Source organism: Paenibacillus protaetiae, assembly GCF_004135365.1.
GTDB classification, from domain to species: domain Bacteria; phylum Bacillota; class Bacilli; order Paenibacillales; family Paenibacillaceae; genus Paenibacillus_AP; species Paenibacillus_AP protaetiae.
Genome location: NZ_CP035492.1, coordinates 510,056 through 531,016, shown reverse-complemented (window position 1 = coordinate 531,016; position 20,961 = coordinate 510,056). Strand labels below are relative to the sequence as shown.

Annotated in this window: 14 protein-coding genes and 1 pseudogene; 4 read left to right on the top strand and 11 right to left on the bottom strand. The window is 53.2% G+C overall.

The genetic code is table 11. From position 1 onward, the window contains the following. The first annotated feature begins 491 nt into the window (after positions 1–491). Both ET464_RS02205 and ET464_RS02200 read left to right on the top strand, forming a co-directional pair. Positions 492–1,106, top strand: a complete 615-nt coding sequence (locus tag ET464_RS02205) for a TetR/AcrR family transcriptional regulator (RefSeq protein ID WP_129437872.1) — start codon at positions 492–494, stop codon at positions 1,104–1,106. Positions 1,107–1,148: 42 nt separating this feature from the next. Beyond that, positions 1,149–3,551, top strand: a complete 2,403-nt coding sequence (locus tag ET464_RS02200) for an MMPL family transporter (protein ID WP_129437870.1) — start codon at positions 1,149–1,151, stop codon at positions 3,549–3,551. Positions 3,552–3,706: 155 nt separating this feature from the next. Here ET464_RS02200 and ET464_RS02195 read toward each other — a convergent pair whose 3' ends face one another. Then, positions 3,707–6,382 carry an alpha-L-rhamnosidase gene (locus tag ET464_RS02195; RefSeq protein ID WP_129437868.1) on the bottom strand — a complete coding sequence of 892 codons (2,676 nt, stop codon included), beginning with the start codon at positions 6,380–6,382 and terminating at the stop codon, positions 3,707–3,709. A gap of 127 nt (positions 6,383–6,509) precedes the next feature. On the opposite strand from ET464_RS02195, the gene ET464_RS02190 reads away from it, so the two are divergent. Both ET464_RS02190 and ET464_RS02185 read left to right on the top strand, forming a co-directional pair. After that, complete coding sequence (locus ET464_RS02190; protein WP_129437866.1) at positions 6,510–6,755, top strand: AraC family ligand binding domain-containing protein; 246 nt, start codon at positions 6,510–6,512, stop codon at positions 6,753–6,755. Beyond that, the gene (locus ET464_RS02185) at positions 6,707–7,381 is read left to right on the top strand and encodes a helix-turn-helix domain-containing protein (RefSeq protein WP_129437864.1); all 675 of its coding nucleotides are present in this window, start codon (positions 6,707–6,709) and stop codon (positions 7,379–7,381) included. Before ET464_RS02190 ends, ET464_RS02185 begins: the two co-directional genes overlap by 49 nt. A 122-nt stretch (positions 7,382–7,503) precedes the next feature. On the opposite strand, the gene ET464_RS02180 is transcribed toward ET464_RS02185, so the two are convergent. From ET464_RS02180 to ET464_RS02135, 10 genes and pseudogenes are all read right to left on the bottom strand, one after another. Further along, on the bottom strand, positions 7,504–8,679 hold the full coding sequence (locus ET464_RS02180) for a serine hydrolase domain-containing protein (protein WP_129437862.1): 1,176 nt from the start codon (positions 8,677–8,679) through the stop codon (positions 7,504–7,506). A gap of 280 nt (positions 8,680–8,959) precedes the next feature. Continuing rightward, a pseudogene (cysK, locus tag ET464_RS02175) lies at positions 8,960–9,903 on the bottom strand (cysteine synthase A). Between the two features lie 50 nt (positions 9,904–9,953). Then, positions 9,954–11,765, bottom strand: coding sequence for an ABC transporter ATP-binding protein (locus ET464_RS02170; RefSeq protein ID WP_129437860.1), 1,812 nt, complete (start codon positions 11,763–11,765; stop codon positions 9,954–9,956). Then, positions 11,740–13,470: an ABC transporter ATP-binding protein gene (locus tag ET464_RS02165; protein ID WP_244226634.1), complete on the bottom strand. Its 1,731-nt coding sequence runs from the start codon at positions 13,468–13,470 to the stop codon at positions 11,740–11,742. The genes ET464_RS02170 and ET464_RS02165 overlap by 26 nt, the downstream gene beginning before the upstream one ends. A gap of 160 nt (positions 13,471–13,630) precedes the next feature. Continuing rightward, positions 13,631–14,596: an aldo/keto reductase family protein gene (locus ET464_RS02160; RefSeq protein ID WP_129437856.1), complete on the bottom strand. Its 966-nt coding sequence runs from the start codon at positions 14,594–14,596 to the stop codon at positions 13,631–13,633. Positions 14,597–14,626: 30 nt separating this feature from the next. Then, positions 14,627–16,000, bottom strand: a complete 1,374-nt coding sequence (locus ET464_RS02155) for an LLM class flavin-dependent oxidoreductase (protein ID WP_129437854.1) — start codon at positions 15,998–16,000, stop codon at positions 14,627–14,629. Between the two features lie 35 nt (positions 16,001–16,035). After that, entirely contained in the window at positions 16,036–16,788 is a 753-nt protein-coding gene (gene nfsA, locus ET464_RS02150; RefSeq protein WP_129437852.1) for an oxygen-insensitive NADPH nitroreductase, read from the bottom strand. Positions 16,789–16,811: 23 nt separating this feature from the next. Beyond that, a complete protein-coding gene (locus ET464_RS02145) occupies positions 16,812–18,185 on the bottom strand; it encodes an ABC transporter substrate-binding protein (protein WP_129437850.1) in 1,374 nt (457 codons plus the stop codon). 42 nt (positions 18,186–18,227) lie between these two features. Further along, a complete protein-coding gene (locus ET464_RS02140; RefSeq protein ID WP_129437848.1) occupies positions 18,228–19,550 on the bottom strand; it encodes an LLM class flavin-dependent oxidoreductase in 1,323 nt (440 codons plus the stop codon). 24 nt (positions 19,551–19,574) lie between these two features. Beyond that, a complete protein-coding gene (locus ET464_RS02135) occupies positions 19,575–20,951 on the bottom strand; it encodes an ABC transporter substrate-binding protein (protein WP_129437846.1) in 1,377 nt (458 codons plus the stop codon). Positions 20,952–20,961 lie beyond the last annotated feature (10 nt).

Below are 20,961 nucleotides of genomic sequence, written 5' to 3'. Positions count from 1 at the left end.
GCAAACAATAATGCTGAACACAATACGAGCGAGGCGGTTACTGACCACATTTTTTTACCGGTCTTCAAATATGAACCCTCCCTATTGAACTGTTTTCTATAAAGCGCTTTCATTGTGCTATATTCAATAGATATTAAAGTTCTTTTCGCAATATGCGATGAATATCAAGAGATTTGACTATAAGATTGCGACATGATACTCAAAATAGATGACTTCGCCTGCATGTAACCTTCGGTATAGCGATTAGACCGGCAGCTGGTTGCATACAAAAAAGCGGCAATAGACGCCGCCCCCTAAATCTCCCAATTCCTATGCTGCTACTTTCTTTGCTTCCGGCCAATAGCGGCCAAATGCCGATCTTCCAGAAATTTGACACATATTCGTAATACATTGCCCGTTGGGCATAATTGCCTATTGGGCAACAATATCACTATAATTAGTTTAGAATAAGGATTTTACAGGAAAGGAGGCACGCGCTGCAGCGATAATCTATGAACAAACAAAATCTGCGAGATATAAAAAAAGAAGCGACGGCCAACGCGCTGGCCGATGCAGCATTCGAGCTTGTACTGGAGCGCGGCATGGACGGTTTTACCGTCGATGACATCGTTCAGAAAGCCGGCTATGCCCGAAGAACGTTCGCCAACCATTTTTCATGCAAGGAAGAAGCGGTCGTATCCGGAGCCGTTACGTTCAAGAGCAAATCGGAAGCGGAAGATCTGATTGCCCAGCTGCCGCATGACGCATCCCCGCTTGATATTTTGCACCGGCTGATGAGAATGCAGCTTACCGCGGACTTGCTCCGCAAGCTGCGCCAGATTGTATCGCTGTCCAAAGATACCCCGTCGCTGGAACCTTACATCTTCAGCACGTTTCACGACCTGCAAACAACGGCACAGCAAACATTGGATGAGCTGTCCCATGGCCAATATCCGGCGGGTTACAGCCATTTGCTTGCCGGCGCCGTCTATGGGGCTGCCATGCCATTGCTTGACGGCAGCCTGGATGTACTGCTGCCCGGTGAACCGGAAGAACGAAGCCCGGAAGCTATACCGCTCGATCAATATTTAGATTCCATATTCAGCTATTTGCGCAGCGGTTTTTAAACCTGCTCCCACAAACCGTTTCCTAAAGGAGAACTTACGTATATGTCGACATTCCTGTATAAAATAGGAAAAACCGCTTACAGCAAGCCGTGGCCGTTTATCGTCAGCTGGATTGCCATTCTTGCCGCTGCGCTTGTGTTGCTTGGCATTAACGGCATTCATGCCGGCTCCGAGATGAAGATTGAAGGCACAGAATCGCAGAAGGTGCTCGATCAGCTGGCTCATGAGCTGCCGGAAGCTTCCGGCGGGCAAGCCAGCATCGTCTTTACCGCTCCGGAAGGCGAACGGCTGGACACGCCGGCACGCCTCGAAGCTATTACCAAAGCCGTTCAAAACGTGTATCACAATCCCTATGTGAACAATCCGGCCGAAATGGCCGCAGCTTCCGGCGCTGCCGCCGGTTCGGAGGCGTCTGCAGGAACGGACAGCCAGGCCGGCGCTGGCGCGGATGCTGCCGGCACGGGCAGCGGAGCCGGCCAGGACGGTTCTTCCGCCGGCGCTGCACAGCAGGCTGCTACCGGCGGCGCGCCGTCCTATGGGCCGCTAATCGTAAACGGCGCCCCTGTTCCGGGTGTTATGCTTTCAGGTGACGGGAGTGTCGCGCTGTTCCAATTTCAATTCACCGTCCAGCAAATGTCGCTGCCGGCAGAAGTGCCGGATCAAGTGATCGCTGCGGCGCAGCCGGTTAAGGAGGCGGGCATTACTCCGCTGCCTAGCGATTCGCTGTCGAGCAAGCCGGCCATCGGCTCAACGGAAGCTATCGGGCTTGTGGTGGCGGCCATTGTACTGTTTATGACGCTAGGTTCGGTTGTCGCTGCCGGTTTGCCGTTGATTACAGCCTTGCTTGGCGTAGGGATCAGCGTCGGAGGCGCTTTCGCATTCTCGAAGTTTATCCAGATGACTGATATTACGCCGGTTCTGGCGCTGATGGTCGGACTCGCCGTCGGGATCGATTATTCGCTGTTTATCGTAAACCGTCAGCGGCGCATGATTCTGGACCAGGGCTTAAGCGCCCGGGAAGCGGCAAGCCGCGCAGTTGGCACTGCGGGAAGCGCGGTATTTTTTGCCGGCCTGACCGTCATTATCGCGCTTTGCGGCATGCTCGTTATCGGCATTCCGTTTTTGTCCGCCATGGCGCTTGTTGCCGCAGTAGCGGTGTTCGTCAACGTATTAATTGCATTAACCATCCTGCCGGCGCTGCTTGGCCTTGTCGGGGAACGCATCTGCTCCCGAAAAGCACGCCTCAAAACGAATGCTTCTGCGGGCCAAAGCCGCCTTGGATTTGCACAGCGCTGGGTTTCGGGCGTTCTGAAGTTCCGCGTGCTTATTGTGATCGCTGTTATTGCCTTGCTTGGCATTGTTGCGATTCCCGTCGCCAAGATGGAAATGGGCATCCCTTCCGGAGGCACGGCAAACCTGGATACGCCTTCGAGGCAAAGTTATGACGCCATTGCGAAGGGGTTCGGCGAAGGCTATAACAGCCCGCTCCTGATCGTGGCCGAACCTGGCCAGCCCTCGGAGCTACTGTCCGCCAAAACGCTCGCCGGCATTACGCAGGAGCTGCAGCAATACGAAGATGTATCCGTCGTATCGCCGATGGGCTTGAACGAAGCTGGAAATATCGCCATCATCAGCCTCATTCCGAAATCCGGCCCGACGGATCAAGCAACCAAACAGCTGGTAAACGACTTGCGTGATCCTGACTCGCCAATCGCGCAAACGTATGGCGTAAAAATTGGCGTTACCGGCTTCACCGCTATCAATATTGATATGTCTTCGAAGCTGGCGGGCGCTTTTCCGGTTTATGTCGGTGTCATCGTTCTTTTATCGCTCATCATTTTGCTGCTTGTGTTCCGTTCCATTATTGTGCCGATTAAAGCTACCGTCGGTTTCCTGCTCAGCATTTTAGCAACGTTTGGCATTACGACCGCCGTTTATCAATGGGGCTGGCTCCACTCGCTGTTTGGCTTCGACACCGGCGGACCGCTGCTCAGCTTTATGCCGATTCTGGTTACCGGCATTTTGTACGGCCTGGCCATGGACTATCAGGTGTTCCTTGTCAGCTCCATGCGCGAGTCGTATGTGCACGGCCGCCGCGGAACCGCGAGCGTCATCCATGGCTACGGCCAGGCGAGCCGCGTCGTTGTCGCAGCAGCCGTCATCATGGTATCCGTATTTGCCGGCTTTATTTTTGCAGCCGACATTATGATTAAGCAGATTGGCTTCGCGCTTGCGGCCGGCATTCTGATCGATGCTTTTATCGTTCGCATGCTGCTTGTTCCTGCCGTGATGGCGCTGTTCGGCGACAAAGCCTGGTGGCTGCCAAAATGGATGGACCGCCTGCTTCCAAACTTGGATGTTGAAGGAGACAAGCTGCTTGCCCAGCTGAAGGAGAGCGAGAGCAGCGCGCCCAAAGCGGCGGGCATCCCTTCCCGTGCCCATTAAAGAGCGGCGGCAGCCCCTTTAGCAATAGCATTGGCAACATGAAGAAGCGGCTCCCGCAAACAGCGGGCAGCCGCTTCTTCATATAAACGATTATGACGGTTGCCCTGCGCCCTCGGCAAAACGCCTCGTTCCGGCAGCGGAATGAGGCGTTTTGTTCATGAAGGCCAAGTAAATTCGTAAGAACCCGATCCGGCGGTAAGCTGAACGCCGTCCGCGGTCTGCTGGCAGCGGCTGACGCCTTCGGCATCCTCCAGCCGATTGCCGCTCTCGCGCACCTGTTCCAGCCATGTCCCGCGAAGCAGCACATCAGCGATTGTATTGGCCGGTATTTGCAAAGAAAGCGTCGTTTCTCCCGCTTCGCTGCGCCAGCTCGATTCAGCTTGCCCGTACGGCGTGGCAAGCGATGCCCGGGCGCTTGTTAATTCGCCGGCTCCGAACTGCGGAGCGATACGAAGGCGTTTATAACCCGGAGCCGACTCATCCAGATCAAGCCCCGCAACCGAACGGTACAGCCACTCCCCTATTGCGCCGTATGCATAATGATTGTAAGAGTTCATATCGTCGCTCCAGAAGGAACCGTCCGGCTTAATGCCGTCCCAATGCTCCCAAATCGTCGTCGCGCCTTTCGTAATCGGATAAAGCCAAGATGGATACGACTGCTGAAGCAGAAGCTTGACCGCTGTATGATGATAACCGTTATCCGACAAAACGCGGCATAAATATGGCGTTCCGACAAAACCGGTCGTCAAATGATAATCGTTTTGGACAACCATTTCATTTAACTCGCGCGCCGCTCTCTCCTTTGCCGTCCCTTCCACGAGGCCGAACTTAAGCGCCAGCGCATATGCGGTTTGGGTTGGCGCGGCAATGCGGCCGGCCGGCGTAATAAATTCATGGCGGAATGCCTGCTCGACCCGATCGAGCAGCTCGCCGTATATCTGCGCCTCACCGGTATAGCCGAGCACGGCCGCAGCGTCCTTCACAAGCCGTGTGGAATACGCATAAAAAGCGGATGCAATCAGATCTTTGGGCGTAGCCCCGATATAACTATTCTCCTTCGCGTCCAGACCAAGCCAGTCCCCGTAATGGAAGCCCGTGTTCCACAAATATTCGTCTTCGCCCTGACTCCGGATATAGTCCACCCATGCCTTCATGCTGTCAAATTGCTCCGCAAGCAGCCTTGTATCTCCGTACACCAAATACATCGTCCAAGGGCAAATGGCCGCAGCGTCTCCCCAGGCCGCAGAAGAATGTGCGGTTTCTTCCAGCATATGAGGAATAACATACGGCACGCCGCCATTCGGCAATTGATCGGCTTTCATATCGCGCATCCATTTGGTGAAAAAAGGCGCCACATTGTAATTAAAAGCAGCCGTACGGACGAAAACTTGCGCATCCCCTGTCCAGCCTAACCTCTCGTCCCGCTGCGGGCAGTCTGTCGGCACATCGAGAAAGTTGCCGCGTTGTCCCCACACGATGTTGCGCTGCAGCTGGTTGACCATGCTGTTCGAACATTCGAACTCGCCGGTTGGTTCCATGTCCGAGTGAATGACCTCGCCGGCAAAACGATCCAGCGGCGGCCCGTTCTCCTGCCCCGGATAGCCCTCGATCTTTACATACCGAAACCCTTGAAACGAAAAATGCGGTGCATACGTCTCAAGCCCGCCGCCTTTTGCAATATAATTAACGGTCTGCTTGGCGGATCGCAAATTGCCTGTATAGAAGTTGCCGTTCTGATCCAGCACTTCCGCATGCTGCAGCCGTATTTCCGTTCCGGCGGGGGCTTCCGCGGACAACCGGATCCGACCAACCATATTTTGCCCCATATCCAGCACCGCTTCACCGGCAGGCGTACGGATATAAGAAACCGGCTTCACAATTTCCGTTACACGCGACGGCCAGTTCTCCTGGGCGACCAGCGTGAACATCGGCAGATCAATTGTCTCTACAGCCGCCCAAGCGCAATCGTTGAAGCCGGCTTCGCTCCAGCCTTGCTGCTCCAGCTGTGCATCGTACGTTTCGCCATGATAAATTTCGGAATAACGAATCGGACCGGTGGAAGCTTTCCAGGATGGATCGGTTGCCACGATCTGCTCTGTTCCGTCTGTATAGACAATATGAAGCTGCAGCAAAGCGGCTCTCCGTTCGCCGTAAACATTTCTTCGGCCGCCAAAACCGATATTGCCTTTATACCAACCGTCAGCAAGCATAATGCCAATTCCGTTATCCCCTGCTCGCAGGGCGCCTGTCACATCATAGGTCTGATACTGGATCCGTTTGTGGTAACTTGTCCATCCGGGAGCCATAAACGGATCCGACACGCGGCAGCCGTTTAATTCGATTTCGTATACGCCTGCCGCGCTGGCATATATTCGCGCCGAACGAATTGGGCTATCCGCCTTAAACGTTGTACGCAGCATAAAAACCGGCTCGGAAGCCGGATCAATCGCTTCCGCTGAAGGCGTAATCCATCTCGCCTGCCATTCGCCGGCATCCAGCAGCGCCGTCTCCAGCCATTCCTCATCGCTCCAGGCGGATTCGCGCCCGAACCCGTCCCATACCTTAACACGATAGACGTAGCGGGTCCGGGACTGAAGCGGACGGCCGCCATATTCCACATGAAGCGATCCGGCATGCTCCACCCTGCCCGAATCCCACTGTAAATCGGTAAATCCGGTATCTGCGACAGCCACCTGCAGCCGGTAAGCGGCTTGCATTGTCCCGCGCCTGCCGGATTTCACCTGCCAGCTGAAGCGGGGCTTGCGTACATCCGTCCCCAGCCAGTTCCGGCGATATTCAGCCGTTATTTGGGCAACCTGCAATTCGGTCATGACAATCCCTCCTGCTTGAACTCGTATCGATATCATCATAAGATGAAGAAGAACGCTTACATGCAGGTATTTGCGACTTTTATAGTAGCCATTTCCGACATCGAATCCCAATAGGAGGTCTACATCCGTGACGATTCAGCGTCCAATCGAATTATTGAAAGGCGAAACCTTTTTCCGTCCGGAGATACCGGTTTTCGTCAACCGGGCTGCGGAAGCTTTTGACCTCATTGAACATAAACATGACTTTGTAGAAATTTGCTGTGTAGGGGAAGGCTCCGGCACGCATTATATCGGGGATCAGACGGTGCAGGTGCATCAGGGGATATGTTTCTTATTCCGGTTGGCGTCTCTCATGTATTCCGGCCGGCTGTGAGCAGCCGCCCGCTTATCGTTTACAATTGTGTTGTGGCGGCGGATCGGTTCCGGCCGATCCTGCTCAGCTTCCCTGGCGGAAAGCTGCTTGAACCGCTGCTTGACGAGCCGGACTGGCAGCATTATCATGACGGCCGCGGGGAATGCCGGATGCTGTTTCATAAGCTTCATGACGAATACAGCTCCAAGCGGCCGGGGTGGGAGGCCGGACTTTTTGCAGCGGTGCTGGAGCTGCTGCTGTATCTCCACCGCTGCCCGGCGGAAGAGGGTAAGCAGGCGCACCCAACATCGTCACCGGGCATGGAGGCGGCGCTGCGTGTAATCCACACCCGGTTTGATGCTGCCATTACAGTAAAGGAAATCGCCGAACTTGCAGCCCTTGGCGAACGCCAGTTTTTGCGGAAATTGAAGGCGCGTACAGGAATGACCTTTATCGAATATGTCCAGTCTGTGCGAATGGATAAGGCATGCCTGCTGCTCCGCACGACAGACCGCAAAATGGCCGACATCGCGGCGGCGGCCGGCTACCAGGATATCGGCTACTTTAACCGGTTATTTCGCCGAGTAACCGGTTTGTCTCCCAGCGAATACCGGAAAGAAGCGGCCGCCCGCAGCCGCCATCTGTAAGCCGAAGCATACCCGCGGCATTTCCGCAGCGAAAGCTGGCTGCCCCGATGCTCGTTCCTGCGCCGGGAGCGTCCGATATCAATTCGCCGCTCCTTCCCGCAGCAAGCTTATGCCGGCAGGGACTACAGGCAGCTGTATACAATATTGCGAAGCTTGCGGGTAACGGGCAGCGTTCCGGCGTCTTTCTTTTGCGTCAAAAACAGAACCGTCAGCTTGTCCTGCGGGCTGTTGCTGAAATAAGCGCCTAGCCAGCCGTCCCAGCCATATTCGCCGGTTGTGCCTATAATCCCCGCTCTTCTGCTGTCGGTCATAACTCGCATTTGATTGCCATAGCTGTGCCCGGTCAACATATGCCAGTTCTCGAAACCTTTTTGCTGTTTTTCGTTCAGAACAGCCGAAGTGAGGTAACGCACTGTTGTCGGCCGCAGTATTTGCACTCCCTTATAAGTGCCCTCATTCAGCAGCATAGAAGCAAATTGGGCGTAATCGTCAATCGTTGAAACAAGGCCGGCGCCTCCCGCTTCGTAAGCCGGTTGGCGGTCCATCCGGTGGTTAATGCCAAGATGGCTGCCCGCAAACAGCGCCAGTCCGCCTTCGCTGTTATTTTGGTACGTATTCACAAGCCTCTCTCTTTTGGATGGTTCCACCCAAAAGCCGGTATCGTGCATATCCAGCGGTTCGAATATTTCCTGCTTCAAAAACTCCCCGAAACGCATACCCGAAGCCACTTCAACGACCGCGCCAAGCACATCTGCAGACGTGCCGTACGCCCAATACGAGCCCGGCTGGAAAGCAAGCGGCCCTTGGCCAAGCCGGTTGGCGATTTCCTGCGTCGTCATCGGTGAATCGCCGGTTAAACGGCGGTCGACTTCCTCGAATAGCGCTTCGGTTGCTCTCCCGGTCCGGTTTGTCCCCCCGTACAACAATCCGGATGTCATCGACAGCAGGTCGTGAATGGTAACCTCCCGATGAACAGGCACCAGTTCCCCGTTTACTTCTGCAGTCTGATTTTTAAACCCCGGAAGGTAACGGCTTACAGGATCAAACAAATCAATCATGCCCCGCTCCAGCAATATCATAACGGAAGCAGCGGTAACCGGCTTCGTCATCGAATATAAGCGGAATATAGAATCTCTTGTTATGGACTTCTCCGTCTCGCGGTCCGCCAATCCGTCTTCATGGTAAAAAAGCTCGCTGCCTTCTTTCAGCACAAGCAAATTCGCACCGGCAATTTCGTTCGATTCAATGCCGTTCCTTAATGTGTTCTTCAGCTGCTTGACTGCAAATTGATCTAGCATACTTGTCCTCTCCTCCTTCAATTTAAGTCTCGTTGTAAATTTTAAACCGTTTTCAAGCTGAGGTAAACGCTTTCGAGAAACTAATCGGTCCGAAGCCGCATCCGCTGTTTATTTTTTATGCAGCGGCTGCGTGTCCTCCATGACCGGCATAGACCTGCTTGCCGATGGCGGCACGACAGCCAGCATGTGCCGGCTTGCTTGCGAGAAGCAATAAGCGAAATTGCATAACAAAAACGGAGCCAGTCCATTGGCTCCGTTTTCTCTAGCATTTACTTGCGGCTTATAATGTTTGTTCCTGCTGGTAAAGCACCGTCGACAAATAGCGTTCCCCGTTGCTGGGAATGACCGCTACAATTCGTTTGCCCGGTCCAAGCTTCTCGCCCAGCTGAAGCGCGGCGTATACAGCCGCTCCCGAGGATATGCCGCCAAGAATCCCTTCCTCCTTTGCAAGCCGCCTCGCAATCTCGAAAGCCGATTCATTTTTGACTTGTATAATTTCATCATAAATGCTTGTGTTTAGGATCGAAGGCACAAATCCTGCTCCGATGCCTTGAATTTTATGCGGAGCGGCGGTACCTCCCGATAATACGGGCGATGCCGCCGGCTCGACAGCTGCGATACGGATGCCCGGATAATGCTGGCGCAGCACTTCGCCCGCTCCGGTAATCGTGCCACCGGTTCCGACTCCGGCTACGAAACCGTCCAGCATTCCGCCAATGGATTCGATAGCTTTCACAATTTCTGGCCCTGTCGTTTCCCGGTGGATTTTGACATTGGCCGGATTGTCGAACTGGGCTGCCGGGAAGTAATCGGGGTGCTGCGCCGCCAGCTCTTGTGCAACACGAATTGCGCCCTTCATTCCTTCCAGTCCGGGGTAAGCACGAGCTCCGCTCCGTAAGCCCGCAGCAAGTTGCGCCTCTCCAGGCTCATCGTCTCCGGCATAACCAATATTGCCTTATATCCTCTCGCAGCAGCAACAAGCGCGATACCGATGCCGGTGTTGCCGCTTGTGGCCTCGATAATGGTGTCGCCTTTCTTCAACCGTCCGGCTTGCTCCGCTTCTTCAATAATGCTGATAGCGATCCGGTCCTTCACACTGCTCCCGGGATTAAAATATTCCAGCTTCAAATAAATATCCGCGCTTGTAGCCGGCACCAGGCTGTTCAAGCGGACAAGCGGTGTTCTGCCGATCAGCTCCGTAATATTGTTGACGACCAGACTCATGATCGTTCCTCCTCATTGGACGCTGCCGGACAACAGCAGCGCCATTTCTTTTATTTGGAATTTTCATACAGCTGCGAATAATGGCCGCCGGCTTCTATTAATTGCTCATGCGTGCCTTCTTCGGCGATTTCGCCTTTGCTCATAACGAGGATGCGGTCTGCTTGCTGAATCGTTGACAGCCGATGGGCAATCACAATCGTCGTCCGGTTCCGGGAGACGGCATGCAGTGCGTTCTGGATCAGCTGCTCCGTCTGGGAATCCAAATTGGCGCTGGCCTCGTCCAAAATAAGCACTTTAGGCTTAAACACAATAATTCTTGCAAAGGAGATCAGCTGCCGCTCGCCGGACGATAGTCCGCTTCCTCTCTCCGACAGCTTCGTATCATAACCGTTTGCAAGCTTCTGGATAACCGTGCTTGCCCCTACAAATTCACAAGCAGCGATAACCTCTTCCCGGCTGACCGAATCGTCGAACAGGCGGACGTTGTCAATTATGCTGCCGGAATACAGGTAAGGATCTTGCTGCACCAAACCGATGATCCGATGGAGTGATGCTTGCGGAATATGTCTGACATCGACGCCGTCAATCCGGACGGCCCCTTCCTGAACGTCGTAGAATCGGCACAGCAGGCTGATGAGCGAGCTTTTCCCCGCACCGGTAGTTCCGACGACACCAATCATTTCGCCTGGCTCGATCGTCAGCTGCAAATGACGAATGACCGGCACATCCGGCTCATAGGCGAATGAAATGCGATCAAATTCGATCCGGCCGCGAATGTTTTCTTCGTCCCAGCCCGAAGGGGCTTTCTTTGGATCTCGCACATCCGGTTCGCTGTCAAATACAGTCCATATCCGGGATATGGCGACCGTAGCGGATTGCAGCGTATTCCACTGCTGCGTAATCGTATTAATCGGCTGAAAAAACTGGCGGATATACGTAATGAAGGCATACAGCACCCCAAACTCCAAATTCTCGTTCAGGACAGCCTTTCCGCCGGCCCAGGTGACGAATGCAATGGATAAATTGCTGAGTACGTCAAACGTCCGGCCGAACAGGACGTTTGTCCGGATTTCCCTAATATTCGCTTGAAAATACAACCCGTTCCGTTCGTTGAAATGCTGCTCCTGCTGCCTTTGCTGATGGAATGCCTGCACAAGGTTCATGCCTGCCAAATTTTCCGCTACGAATGCAACCATCCGCGACAGCCGCGTCCTTGCAAGCTGATAAGTAGTGCGCATGAACGACCGGAATGCAATCGCGATTATCATAATGATTGGCAGCAGTACGAGACAATACAATGCAAGCTGTACATTGAGATGAAACATCAATACAACAATGAGGATCAGCGTCAAGCCGTCCCGGAACAGGCTAAGCAGCACTTGATTAAAAAATTGATTCAAAGCTTCCGTATCGCTTGAAATATGCGTAATAAGGCTGCCTGACGACATCCGGTCGAAATAACGCATCGACTGCCTTAAAATATGGCTGAACAGCTGCTTCCGGATTAATCCGACGATGCTTTGCCCCACCCGCTGCAGCAGATTATTCTGTAAATACGTAAACAGAAAACTGGTCGCCGATAAGGCGAAATAAGCAGCGCATATGAGCAGCAAACCCCGGTAGTCGTTATGGCCGACGATCAGATTATCGTCGATGGCGATTTTCATCAAATACGGCTGCAGCAAATCCGACAAAATGGCAATGACCGTAAACAGGAAGACCAGCCCGAATGAAACAAGATGCGGCCTAATATAACGCAGCAGCGTACGGAATGCGGATACATATTGCGGTTTTTGTTCCGGCATGTTCGGTTCGGTTTTCTGATCCATCTGCCAGTTATGAATAGCTTGTGCCGGTCGCATGGTGAAGGCCCTCCTCTTGTATGGCATAAAGCTCCGCATATAATCCAGGCTCGCGCAGCAGCTGCTCATGTGTGCCCTTCTGGACGATTGCGCCTTCATCCAGCACCAGGATGACATCGGCGTGTTTAAGCGCGCTTATCCGATGCGCGATAATAATGGTGGTCTTATCCGCTCTTTCTCTGCGTATCGACGCGATAATTTCTTTTTCCGTTACGGTATCGACGGCGCTGACGCTGTCGTCAAGTATTAACAGCGGCGCATTCTTTATGAGCCCTCTTGCCAGGCTGGTTCGCTGGCGCTGTCCGCCGGAAAGCGTCAGGCCGCGCTCCCCGAGCCTCGTGTTGAAACTGCCGGGAAGCTCCGCGATATTGTCGTAAATTTGCGCTTGCTTGGCCGCTGTCTTCACTTTGCATAGCTTAGCTTCCCGGTTATGAAACGCAATGTTCTCGCGGATGGTCGTACTGAACAGGAAGCCGTCCTGCGGCACATAAGCAATCTGGCTGCGCAAGCTTTCAAGGGTCAAGTCCCGGATGTCGGTATTGCCAAACTTGATGCAACCGGCCGGCGGATCGTACATGCGAAGCAGCAGCTTCATCAGCGTAGTTTTGCCGCTGCCGGTGCGCCCGACGATGCCAAGCGTCTGCCCCGGTTTTAATGTCAGCCGGATATGCTGAAGCACAGGCTGTGACCCGGGATTGTAAGCAAACGTCAAGTCGCGGATGCGAAGCTCCGCTGCCGCCAAGTTCACCGTTTGGGCATCATCCGCCTCCACGATTTCGGATTGCTGCCCGAGCAAGCCGTTCAGCCGCTCCAATGATGCGCGGGAACGCTGAATCGAATTTATGACGTTGCCAATCTGCTGGAGCGGATTCATCAGCATCCGAACGTATAATGTAAGGGCGACGAAATTGCCAAGCGTAATAGGACCGTGAATCAGCAAGTAGCCGCCAAACGCAAGCGCCGTAATAAGCGCAATCGTCCCAAGATACGGAATGAGCGCCTGAAAAAGCGAAGATACCCGTACAAGCCGGAGCTGGTTACGGCTAATTTCGTCAACCGATGCATTAAAACGCCGCTCCATAATATCTTCGGCAGCGAACTTCTTCGTCACGCGTACGCCGCCGAACTGCTCCTCCGCCAGCTCCGTCATCCGGCCAAGCGATTCCTGCACGGCGAGCGATCTTCTTCGAATGACCGGACCGAGGTATACGACGATAAATGGAATCAGCAGCAGAGGAAATACGGAGGCGGCAATGAGATACAGCGGAATGCCGCTTGTGATCATCATGGTTACGGCAGCCGTAAGCAGCATGGCCGCATTGGCTGTAGCGTTAAATCCCATCGAGATCGACTCGCGGACTGCCGTCACATCATTCATAAAATAGCTGAGCAGCCGGCCTACCCCGTTGTTGGAATAAAAACGCTCGCTCATTTGCGTAAAATGGCTGAACAACCGCTGCCGCAAGTGATATTCGAATTTTCTGCCGATATACATGACCAAATAGGTAGCGCCGCCGTTAAATAACACCTGGCCGATGCCGATTGCAAGCAGCAGCAGACTGTACGAAATGACGCTGTCATGCGTCAGGCTGCCCTGCTGCAGCTGATCGGTGAATTTCCCCAACACTTTCGGGACATTGACGTTAATCCAGTTCGATACAAAATGAAAGAAAAGCGATAAAGCATAAATCGGCCACGTCTTCAAAAAAAAGCTTCTAATCAGTTTCGGATTTGCCGGTTTCAATAAAATAATCACTTCCCGCTTGTTTTAAAGTAAACGTATCGGCATCTAGGGGAAAAAAGGCCATAACAAATTCCAGTAAATAAACATTTACTGGAATTTGGCAGTCTGGCCCGGTTACCGTTTAGCCCCGTACGTTTGCCGGTTCGTTATTCAATACGTTTGAGATGCGGGCAATCGTTTCTTCATCCAGCAGGATGCCGGACGCTTGGGCATTCTCTTCTACTTGCTCGGGACGGCTTGCTCCAACAAGAGCGCTTGCAACGTTTGGCTGCCGGAGAATCCAGGCAAGCGACAGCTGGCTGACCGTAATCCCCTGTTCGCGGGCAATATCTTGCAGCAACGCTACCTTTGCAAGCTTCTCTTCCGTCAGCTTGTTTTTGAAATTGTCCTGTTTCTCGGCGCGCGAATCGGCTGGGATAGACCCCGCTGTATATTTGCCCGTCAATATGCCTTGCGCCAAAGGCGAAAACACGACTTGCCCGAATCCTTTTTTCTCGCCAAGCGGAATAATTTCTTTTTCGATATAACGCTCGAACAAGTTGTAGATCGGCTGGTTAACGACGATTTTATCGAGCAAATATTTATCCGCTATCGCAAAGGCTTCCGTAATTTGCGCAGCCGTCCACTCGCTGACCCCGATATACAGCACTTTGCCCTGGCGAACCAGATCGTCGAAGGCGCGGAGCGTTTCTTCTAACGGCGTGTTCACGTCGAAACGGTGACTGTACAAAATATCAATGTAATCATGTCCAAGCCGTTTCAAGCTTGCATTCACCGATTCGATAACATGCTTGCGGGAAAGTCCGCGGTCGTTTGGACCGTCCCCGATTTTGCCGTATACTTTGGTGGCAAGCACATAAGACGAACGTTCATAATCTTGCAATGTCTCGCCAACGACACGCTCCGCTTCGCCTTTTGCATAAACGTTCGCCGTATCAAAAAAATTAATGCCAAGCTCATATGCTTTGCGGATCGAAAGCACCGCATTTTCCCTTTCTACGTAACCGCCGTATGTGAGCCAACTGCCCAGGCTGATCTCGCTTACCTTTAACCCGCTTGCACCTAATGAACGATATTGAACTGACATCTTCATTCCTCCCTTTATGGTTCGTACGATTTAAGCTTGGCTGCTATTAGCCAGCTGTTTCTGCGCTTCTTTGGCTGCTGCCCATACTTCCCGGTTCCGGTTAACCGGACGCTCCAGTCCCAAGTTGTCGCGAAGCGTTTTTCCTTCATACGCCGTGCGGAACAGCCCCCGGTTTTGCAGTTCCGGCACCACCTTATCGACAAACGTTTCGAAACCGCTGAAATAAAGATGAGGCAAAATATTAAACCCGTCTGCGCCATTCTCAAGCAGCCATTTCTCAATAAAATCAGCCGTCTGCAGCACCGAACCCGTAAACGACACATGGCCGTGGCCGGCTGCGCTTCGGGCGATAAATTGCCGGAGCGTCATCTTATCCCGGACCGCAGCGTCAACGACTACCTCTTGCCTGCTCGTGATGCCGGATGTGATGGAGCCATAAGGTTTGGCTTTGTCGACCGGAACCAGATCATCCAGCGAATATTCGGTCAGATCGACGGTGAAGTAATTGGAAAGCCTGCGAAGCGCTTGTTTCGGGTTAAGCAAAGCGTTAAATTCGTCTTCGATATCCCGGGCTTCCGCTTCGGTATCGGCCACGATCGGGCAAAGTCCCGGCATGATAAGCAGCTGTTCCGGCTTGCGGCCGTATTTGGCGAGGCGAGCCTTCACATCTCCGTAAAACTGCTGAGCGGCGCCGAGTGTTTGCTGAGCTGTGAAAATTACTTCAGCCGTCTTCGCTGCAAGCTCCTTGCCGCCTTCCGATGAGCCGGCCTGTACAAGCACCGGATAACCTTGCGGCGGCCTTGGGATGTTTAAAGGCCCTTTGACTTGGTAATGTTTTCCTTTGAAGTTAATCTCATGCACTTTGCTCCGGTCAATCGCCACGTCGTTATCCCGATCGTAGATGAGGGCGTCCTCTTCCCAGCTGTCCCACAGCTGCTTCGTAATTTCAACGAACTCCTCCCCGATCTCGTACCGGGTAGATACATCGGGATGCTCCGGCCTGGAAAGATTGTCGGCATCCTCCCGGGAATGACCGGTTACAATATTCCAAGCCGCTCTGCCTTTGCTGATGTGATCCAGCGAAGCGAATTTTCTCGCCACGTGGTACGGGTCATTGTACGTAGTGCTTACCGTCGCAATGAACCCGACATGCTTCGTGAGGGCTGCCAGCGCAGAAAGCAGCGTGAACGGCTCCAGCCTTCGGCCGAGTCCCGAATAGTTATCCGCCATAAACAGCGAGTCGAACAGCCCTCTCTCCGCGATTCTTGCAATCTCTGCATAATATTCGAGACTAAGATCGTCCTGCGGATTGGAATCGGGATGCTTCCAGGCAGCCGAATGATGCCCCGCTCCCCGCATAAAGACGTTAAAATGGGCCTGCTTACGTTGATTAAATCCGCTCATCTTATGCACCTCTTTAATAGAATCGCACGGTTGCGCTAGTTCAAATCGAAACCGCGGTCTTGCAGAAAACTTCGCATATGTCCGCGCAGCCGGCCGCCGTCGAAACGCCGCACCATCTCGCGCGACCAGCTTGTTTCCGTCTCGCCGCCTTTGCCCCCGCCTTTACGGGTGGCATAATACGTACGGGTTGTAGCGTCATACTCCTCGATCGCGCCGGCAACCCGGCCATTCTGGTACATCTCCTCATGCAAAAATGCGCCAATCGGCAGCCGCGGCCGGATATCCGGCTCTTGGTCCGGCACCCCTACGCATAATCCGAATACAGGATATACAAGCGGAGGCAGCTCTAGAAGCTCGCTTACAGCCCCCGGATTGTTGCGGATGCCGCCGATGTAGACCGTTCCGTAACCAAGCGACTCCGCCGCAATAACGGCATTTTGCGCCGCAAGCGTCGCGTCGATCGTTGCGAGCAGGAACAATTCCGTGTTCTGATGCAGCTTGGAATCCTCATGCAGCCTTACGGCCGTCTGAATTTTATTCAGATCGGCAAGCCACACAAGGAACAGCGGGCTTTCTTCGATCTGCTTCTGGTTTCCGGCCAGGCCTGCAAGCACTTGCTTGCGGTTCGTGTCCCTTACGGCAACAACGCTGTACGCTTGAATATTAGAAGACGTTGGCGCCGCCTGTGCGGCTAGTGCAATTTGCTGCAAATGCCCGTCTGTGACGGGATCATTCTTATACTTGCGTATGGAGCGGTGTGCCCGCAGCAAGCGAATGGTATCGTTCATGTTCTCCTCCTGGTCGCGTTCAATTATTGTCCGATTGTCTGGCGAAGTGATTCGACATCTTTGTTGATCGCATCCGTTGCTTTGCGTATCGCTGAATTCACATCCAGGCCATGGATCGCCAAATCTTCAGCCGCTTCAGTCAGACGAACCGAAATATCGTTTTCGTACGGATGGAAATAATGCTCCTGCAGCGGCTCGCCGACAAATACGTTCTGAACGGTTTTGCCTTGCAGCACCGGAATATCCAGCCCGTATTCCTTCTCAAGATCCGGATTGGTAATGGCCGGCACCCTGCCGTTACGCGACAAAATCCGTTGTCCGTCGTCCGACAAAATTTCTGCAATAACTTGGAAAGCTTCTTCTTTATGTTTGCTTTGGGAATTGATCGACAACGATTGGATTTGCGCTTCTCTTGTTTTGCCCAGCTGATCTTCAAAGTTCGGAGCCGGAGCAATATCCCAGTTAAACTCGACGCCTTGCTGGCGCAATTCCTCCAGCGGGCCAACCATGTTCGCAAGCCAAGTGACACGCATCGCTACAGTCTGATCCTTCATGAATTGATCACGCCCGTAATCCCATACGCCATCTGGCGAAACATAACCCGGAATATCGAATATTTGTTTTTCCAAATCGAATATCCGGTGCCATTCCGGCGTATCAATTGCGGCGTTGCCCGTTTCGCGGTCCAAATAAGGCAGCCCGAGGCCTTTGGCCAAGCCCGTTAAATTGTCGACCGACAAACCGACGTAATGGACGCCGTTGTCCGTTCGGGTCAGTTTTTTCGCGATTTCCAGCACTTGATCCCATGTCAGCTGCTCATTAGGCGGATATTCGACGCCGAATTTATCAAAGATGTCTTTGTTGTAATAAAGCACATGCTGGTTCGAGTTAAACGGAATCGCATAGATTTCCCCGTTTTTGCCAAGGTCTTTGATATAATTCCACAGAATAGGCTTAATGCGGCTTGTATCGAACTGGTATTTGTCGATCAAATCCCGCAGGTCTTCATATGCGCCTGTGCGGATAATTTGCTGGTGCGTTGTTGAAGTCGAATAGATGATGTCGGGTTCATGCGTTGTAAGCACTTCTTCCGCTGTCGTTGTCGCAGCCGGCGTAATTCGCTCTATGGTCACGTTCGGATATTTGGCATGAATCGGATCCGCAATCAGCGTCTTGAACTCAGTATCCGGAAGCGTCCCGCTCGTGCTGTAAAACGTCAGCTTCAGCGGTTTGCTGCCCAGCACATGCTCGCCGGATGCCGGCTGTCCTTCCCCTGCCGAGGCATTCCCCGGCTTCGTTGCGGCGCTAACGCCGTTATTGTCCTCTTCATTGCTGCCGCATGCGGTTAGAACCGATAGCAGCAAAATCGTCACGATTCCATAAATGACTTTCTTCATTACCGTACTCTCTCCCTTAGATGTTCGTATTGGTTGACCCTATTATTGCAAGGCTTTCGCCCAGCGGCGGGCGTTCTCCGGACGCTTCAAGCCAAGCCTGTCGCGGAGCGTATTTCCTTCATAAGCGGTTCGGAACAGTCCCCGGTTCTGCAGCTCCGGCACAACACGATTGACGAAGATGTCAAGGCCGCTTGGATATACTTGGGGCATGACGTTAAATCCGTCTGCAGCGCCATGCGTAAACCATTCTTCAATCTTATCCGCCAGTTGAATCGGCGTTCCCGTGAATGTAAAATGCCCGCGCGCGCCGCCCAAGCGATTGATAAGCTGCTTCAAAGAAAGCTGCTCGTCGCGGATAAGATCAAGAATGAGCTGATGGCGGCTTTTGTTGCCGTTCACTTCATCCGTGGACCGTAATCCTTCCAGCGTCAGCGGCGCGTCAAGGGAACGGGCGGACAAATCCACGCCGAGGCGTTCCGACAGCCGCCGGACCGCTTCGTCTTTATCAATGAATTCAAACAGCTGATCTTCGATTTCCTTGGCTTCCGCTTCCGTCTCAGCCAATATCGGGCTAATTCCCGGCAATATTTTCAGCTCATCATGCGTTCTCCCGTATTTGGCAAGGCGGGATTTAACATCATGGTAGAACAGCTGGGCGCTTTCGATGCTTTGGTGAGCGGTGAATATGACTTCCGCCACTTTCGCTGCAAACTCCTTGCCGCTTTCGGAGGAACCCGCCTGTACGAGAACCGGATAACCTTGCGGCGGCCGGGCGATGTTAAGCGGCCCTTGCACTTTGTAGTACTGGCCTTCGTAATCAATTTTGTGAATTTTGTCCTGATCGTACAGCTTGCCGGATGCCTTATCATTCAGGACAGCATCATCCTCCCAGCTGTCCCACAGCTGCTTCGTCACTTCGACGAACTCGTCGGCATCTTCATACCGCAAGGAATGCTCGGGGTGCTCCTCTAATCCGAAGTTATGAGCGGCGGAACCGGCGCCTGTCACGATATTCCATCCTGCGCGGCCTTTGCTGATATGATCCAGCGATGCAAATTTGCGTGCGACGTGAAACGGTTCGTTGTAGGTCGTGCCTACGGTGGCGATCAAACCGATATGCTTCGTGCGGCTTGCCAGCGCGGAAAGCTCTGTGAACGGCTCTAGTTTGTTAGAACGTCCGACATATCCGTCTGCCAGAAAAACGGAATCGAGCAGCCCTCGCTCGGCCGTTTGTACAATACGAAGCAGATGGTTAAAATCCAGGTTTTTCTCCGGCTGGGCATCGGGAAGGCGCCAGGAGGCTTCATGATGCCCCGTGCCGAACAAAAACGCGTTTAAATGCAGTTGACGTTTTGCTTCACTCATCGCATTTCCTCCTTTTATTAGCCATTATTGGCCGATCGTCGTTTTTAACGTTTCAACATCCTTATTGATCGCTTCCGTCGCCTGGCGGATTGCAGAGTTTACATCAAGTCCATGAATCGCCATGCCCTCGGCCGCTTCGGTCAGCCGAACCGAAATATCGGCTTCGTACGGATGCTGGTAATGCTCCTGCATCGGGTTGCCGATAAATACGTTTTGTACGTTTTTGCCTTGCAGTACCGGGATATCCGCCCCAAACTCCTTTTCAAGATCCGGATTAATAATGGCTGGTACACGCCCGTTTCTGGCGATTGTCCGCTGGCCTTCATCCGACAGCAAATATTCCAGCACCTGGAATGCTTCATCCTTATGTTTGCTTTGGCTGTTGATCGAGATCGAGTGGATTTGCGCCTCCCTGGTCGTGCCCAGCTTATCGTCAAAGTTCGGAACAGGCGCAATGTCCCAGTTGAACTCGACGCCTTGCTGCCGCAGCTCCTCAAGCGGACCAACCATATTTGCAAGCCATGAAGCGCGCATCGCAATGTTCTGGTCTTTCATAAAGTTGTCGCGCGTCCAGTTCCAAGTGCCGTCAGGAGCGACATAACCCGGAGTATCGAATATTTTCTTTTGCAATTCGAACACGCGGTGCCACTCCGGCGTATCAATCGCCGCCTGCCCGGTCTCGCGGTCTACATAGGCCAGACCAAGCGACTTGGCGAGGCCTTGCAAGTTATCTACTACAAGACCGACATAATTGACGCCGTTGTCCGTACGCGTCAGCTGTTTGCCAAGCTCAACCGCTTCATCCCAGGTCATTTGTTTGTCGGTTGGGTACGGAACGCCAAATTTATCGAAAATGTCCTTGTTATAGTACAAAATGTGCTGATTCACATTGAACGGAAGCGCATAGATCTGATCGCCATGGCCTTTGGTCGCATCTTTGATGTAGTTATAGGCGATAGGCTTCAGCCGGCTTTCGTCAAAGTTAAACTTCTTGATCAAGCCGCGTAAATCTTCGAAGGCTCCCGTACGGATAAGCCGCTGCGATACGCTCGTGAACAAAATGTCCGGCGTTTGCGTGGACAGCACTTCCTCCGGCGTTGTGGTTGCAGCCGGCGAAATACGCTGGATCGTAACATTCGGATATTTCTTATGAATCGGATCGGCAATCATCGTTTTGAATTCGACATCCGTAAATGTCGGACCGCTGGAATAAAACGTCAGCGTCAACGGTTCATCGCCAAGTTTCTTAATCGCTCCGCTTGCCCCGTCATCCGTTCCGGCCGCACCGGCGTCCGCAGACTGCTGCTGCGTACCGCCGTTTGCGGCGCCGCCGGCGCAAGCAGCCAAAAGAGCGGCCGTCATAACGATCATGCTCATCGTTCCAGCAAGTTTTTTTATCATATAGGCACTC

What these genes read in the sequence shown, in the direction of transcription:
- ET464_RS02195 (WP_129437868.1), bottom strand. Translation starts at nt 6,382, where the DNA reads ATGACCGAATTGCAGGTTGCCCAAATAACGGCTGAATATCGCCGGAAC.
- ET464_RS02140 (WP_129437848.1), bottom strand. Translation starts at nt 19,550, where the DNA reads ATGAGTGAAGCAAAACGTCAACTGCATTTAAACGCGTTTTTGTTCGGC.
- ET464_RS02180 (WP_129437862.1), bottom strand. Translation starts at nt 8,679, where the DNA reads ATGCTAGATCAATTTGCAGTCAAGCAGCTGAAGAACACATTAAGGAAC.
- ET464_RS02135 (WP_129437846.1), bottom strand. Translation starts at nt 20,951, where the DNA reads ATGATAAAAAAACTTGCTGGAACGATGAGCATGATCGTTATGACGGCC.
- nfsA (WP_129437852.1), bottom strand. Translation starts at nt 16,788, where the DNA reads ATGAACGATACCATTCGCTTGCTGCGGGCACACCGCTCCATACGCAAG.
- ET464_RS02145 (WP_129437850.1), bottom strand. Translation starts at nt 18,185, where the DNA reads ATGAAGAAAGTCATTTATGGAATCGTGACGATTTTGCTGCTATCGGTT.
- ET464_RS02170 (WP_129437860.1), bottom strand. Translation starts at nt 11,765, where the DNA reads ATGCGACCGGCACAAGCTATTCATAACTGGCAGATGGATCAGAAAACC.
- ET464_RS02205 (WP_129437872.1), top strand. Translation starts at nt 492, where the DNA reads ATGAACAAACAAAATCTGCGAGATATAAAAAAAGAAGCGACGGCCAAC.
- ET464_RS02200 (WP_129437870.1), top strand. Translation starts at nt 1,149, where the DNA reads ATGTCGACATTCCTGTATAAAATAGGAAAAACCGCTTACAGCAAGCCG.
- ET464_RS02160 (WP_129437856.1), bottom strand. Translation starts at nt 14,596, where the DNA reads ATGTCAGTTCAATATCGTTCATTAGGTGCAAGCGGGTTAAAGGTAAGC.
- ET464_RS02185 (WP_129437864.1), top strand. Translation starts at nt 6,707, where the DNA reads ATGTTTCTTATTCCGGTTGGCGTCTCTCATGTATTCCGGCCGGCTGTG.
- ET464_RS02155 (WP_129437854.1), bottom strand. Translation starts at nt 16,000, where the DNA reads ATGAGCGGATTTAATCAACGTAAGCAGGCCCATTTTAACGTCTTTATG.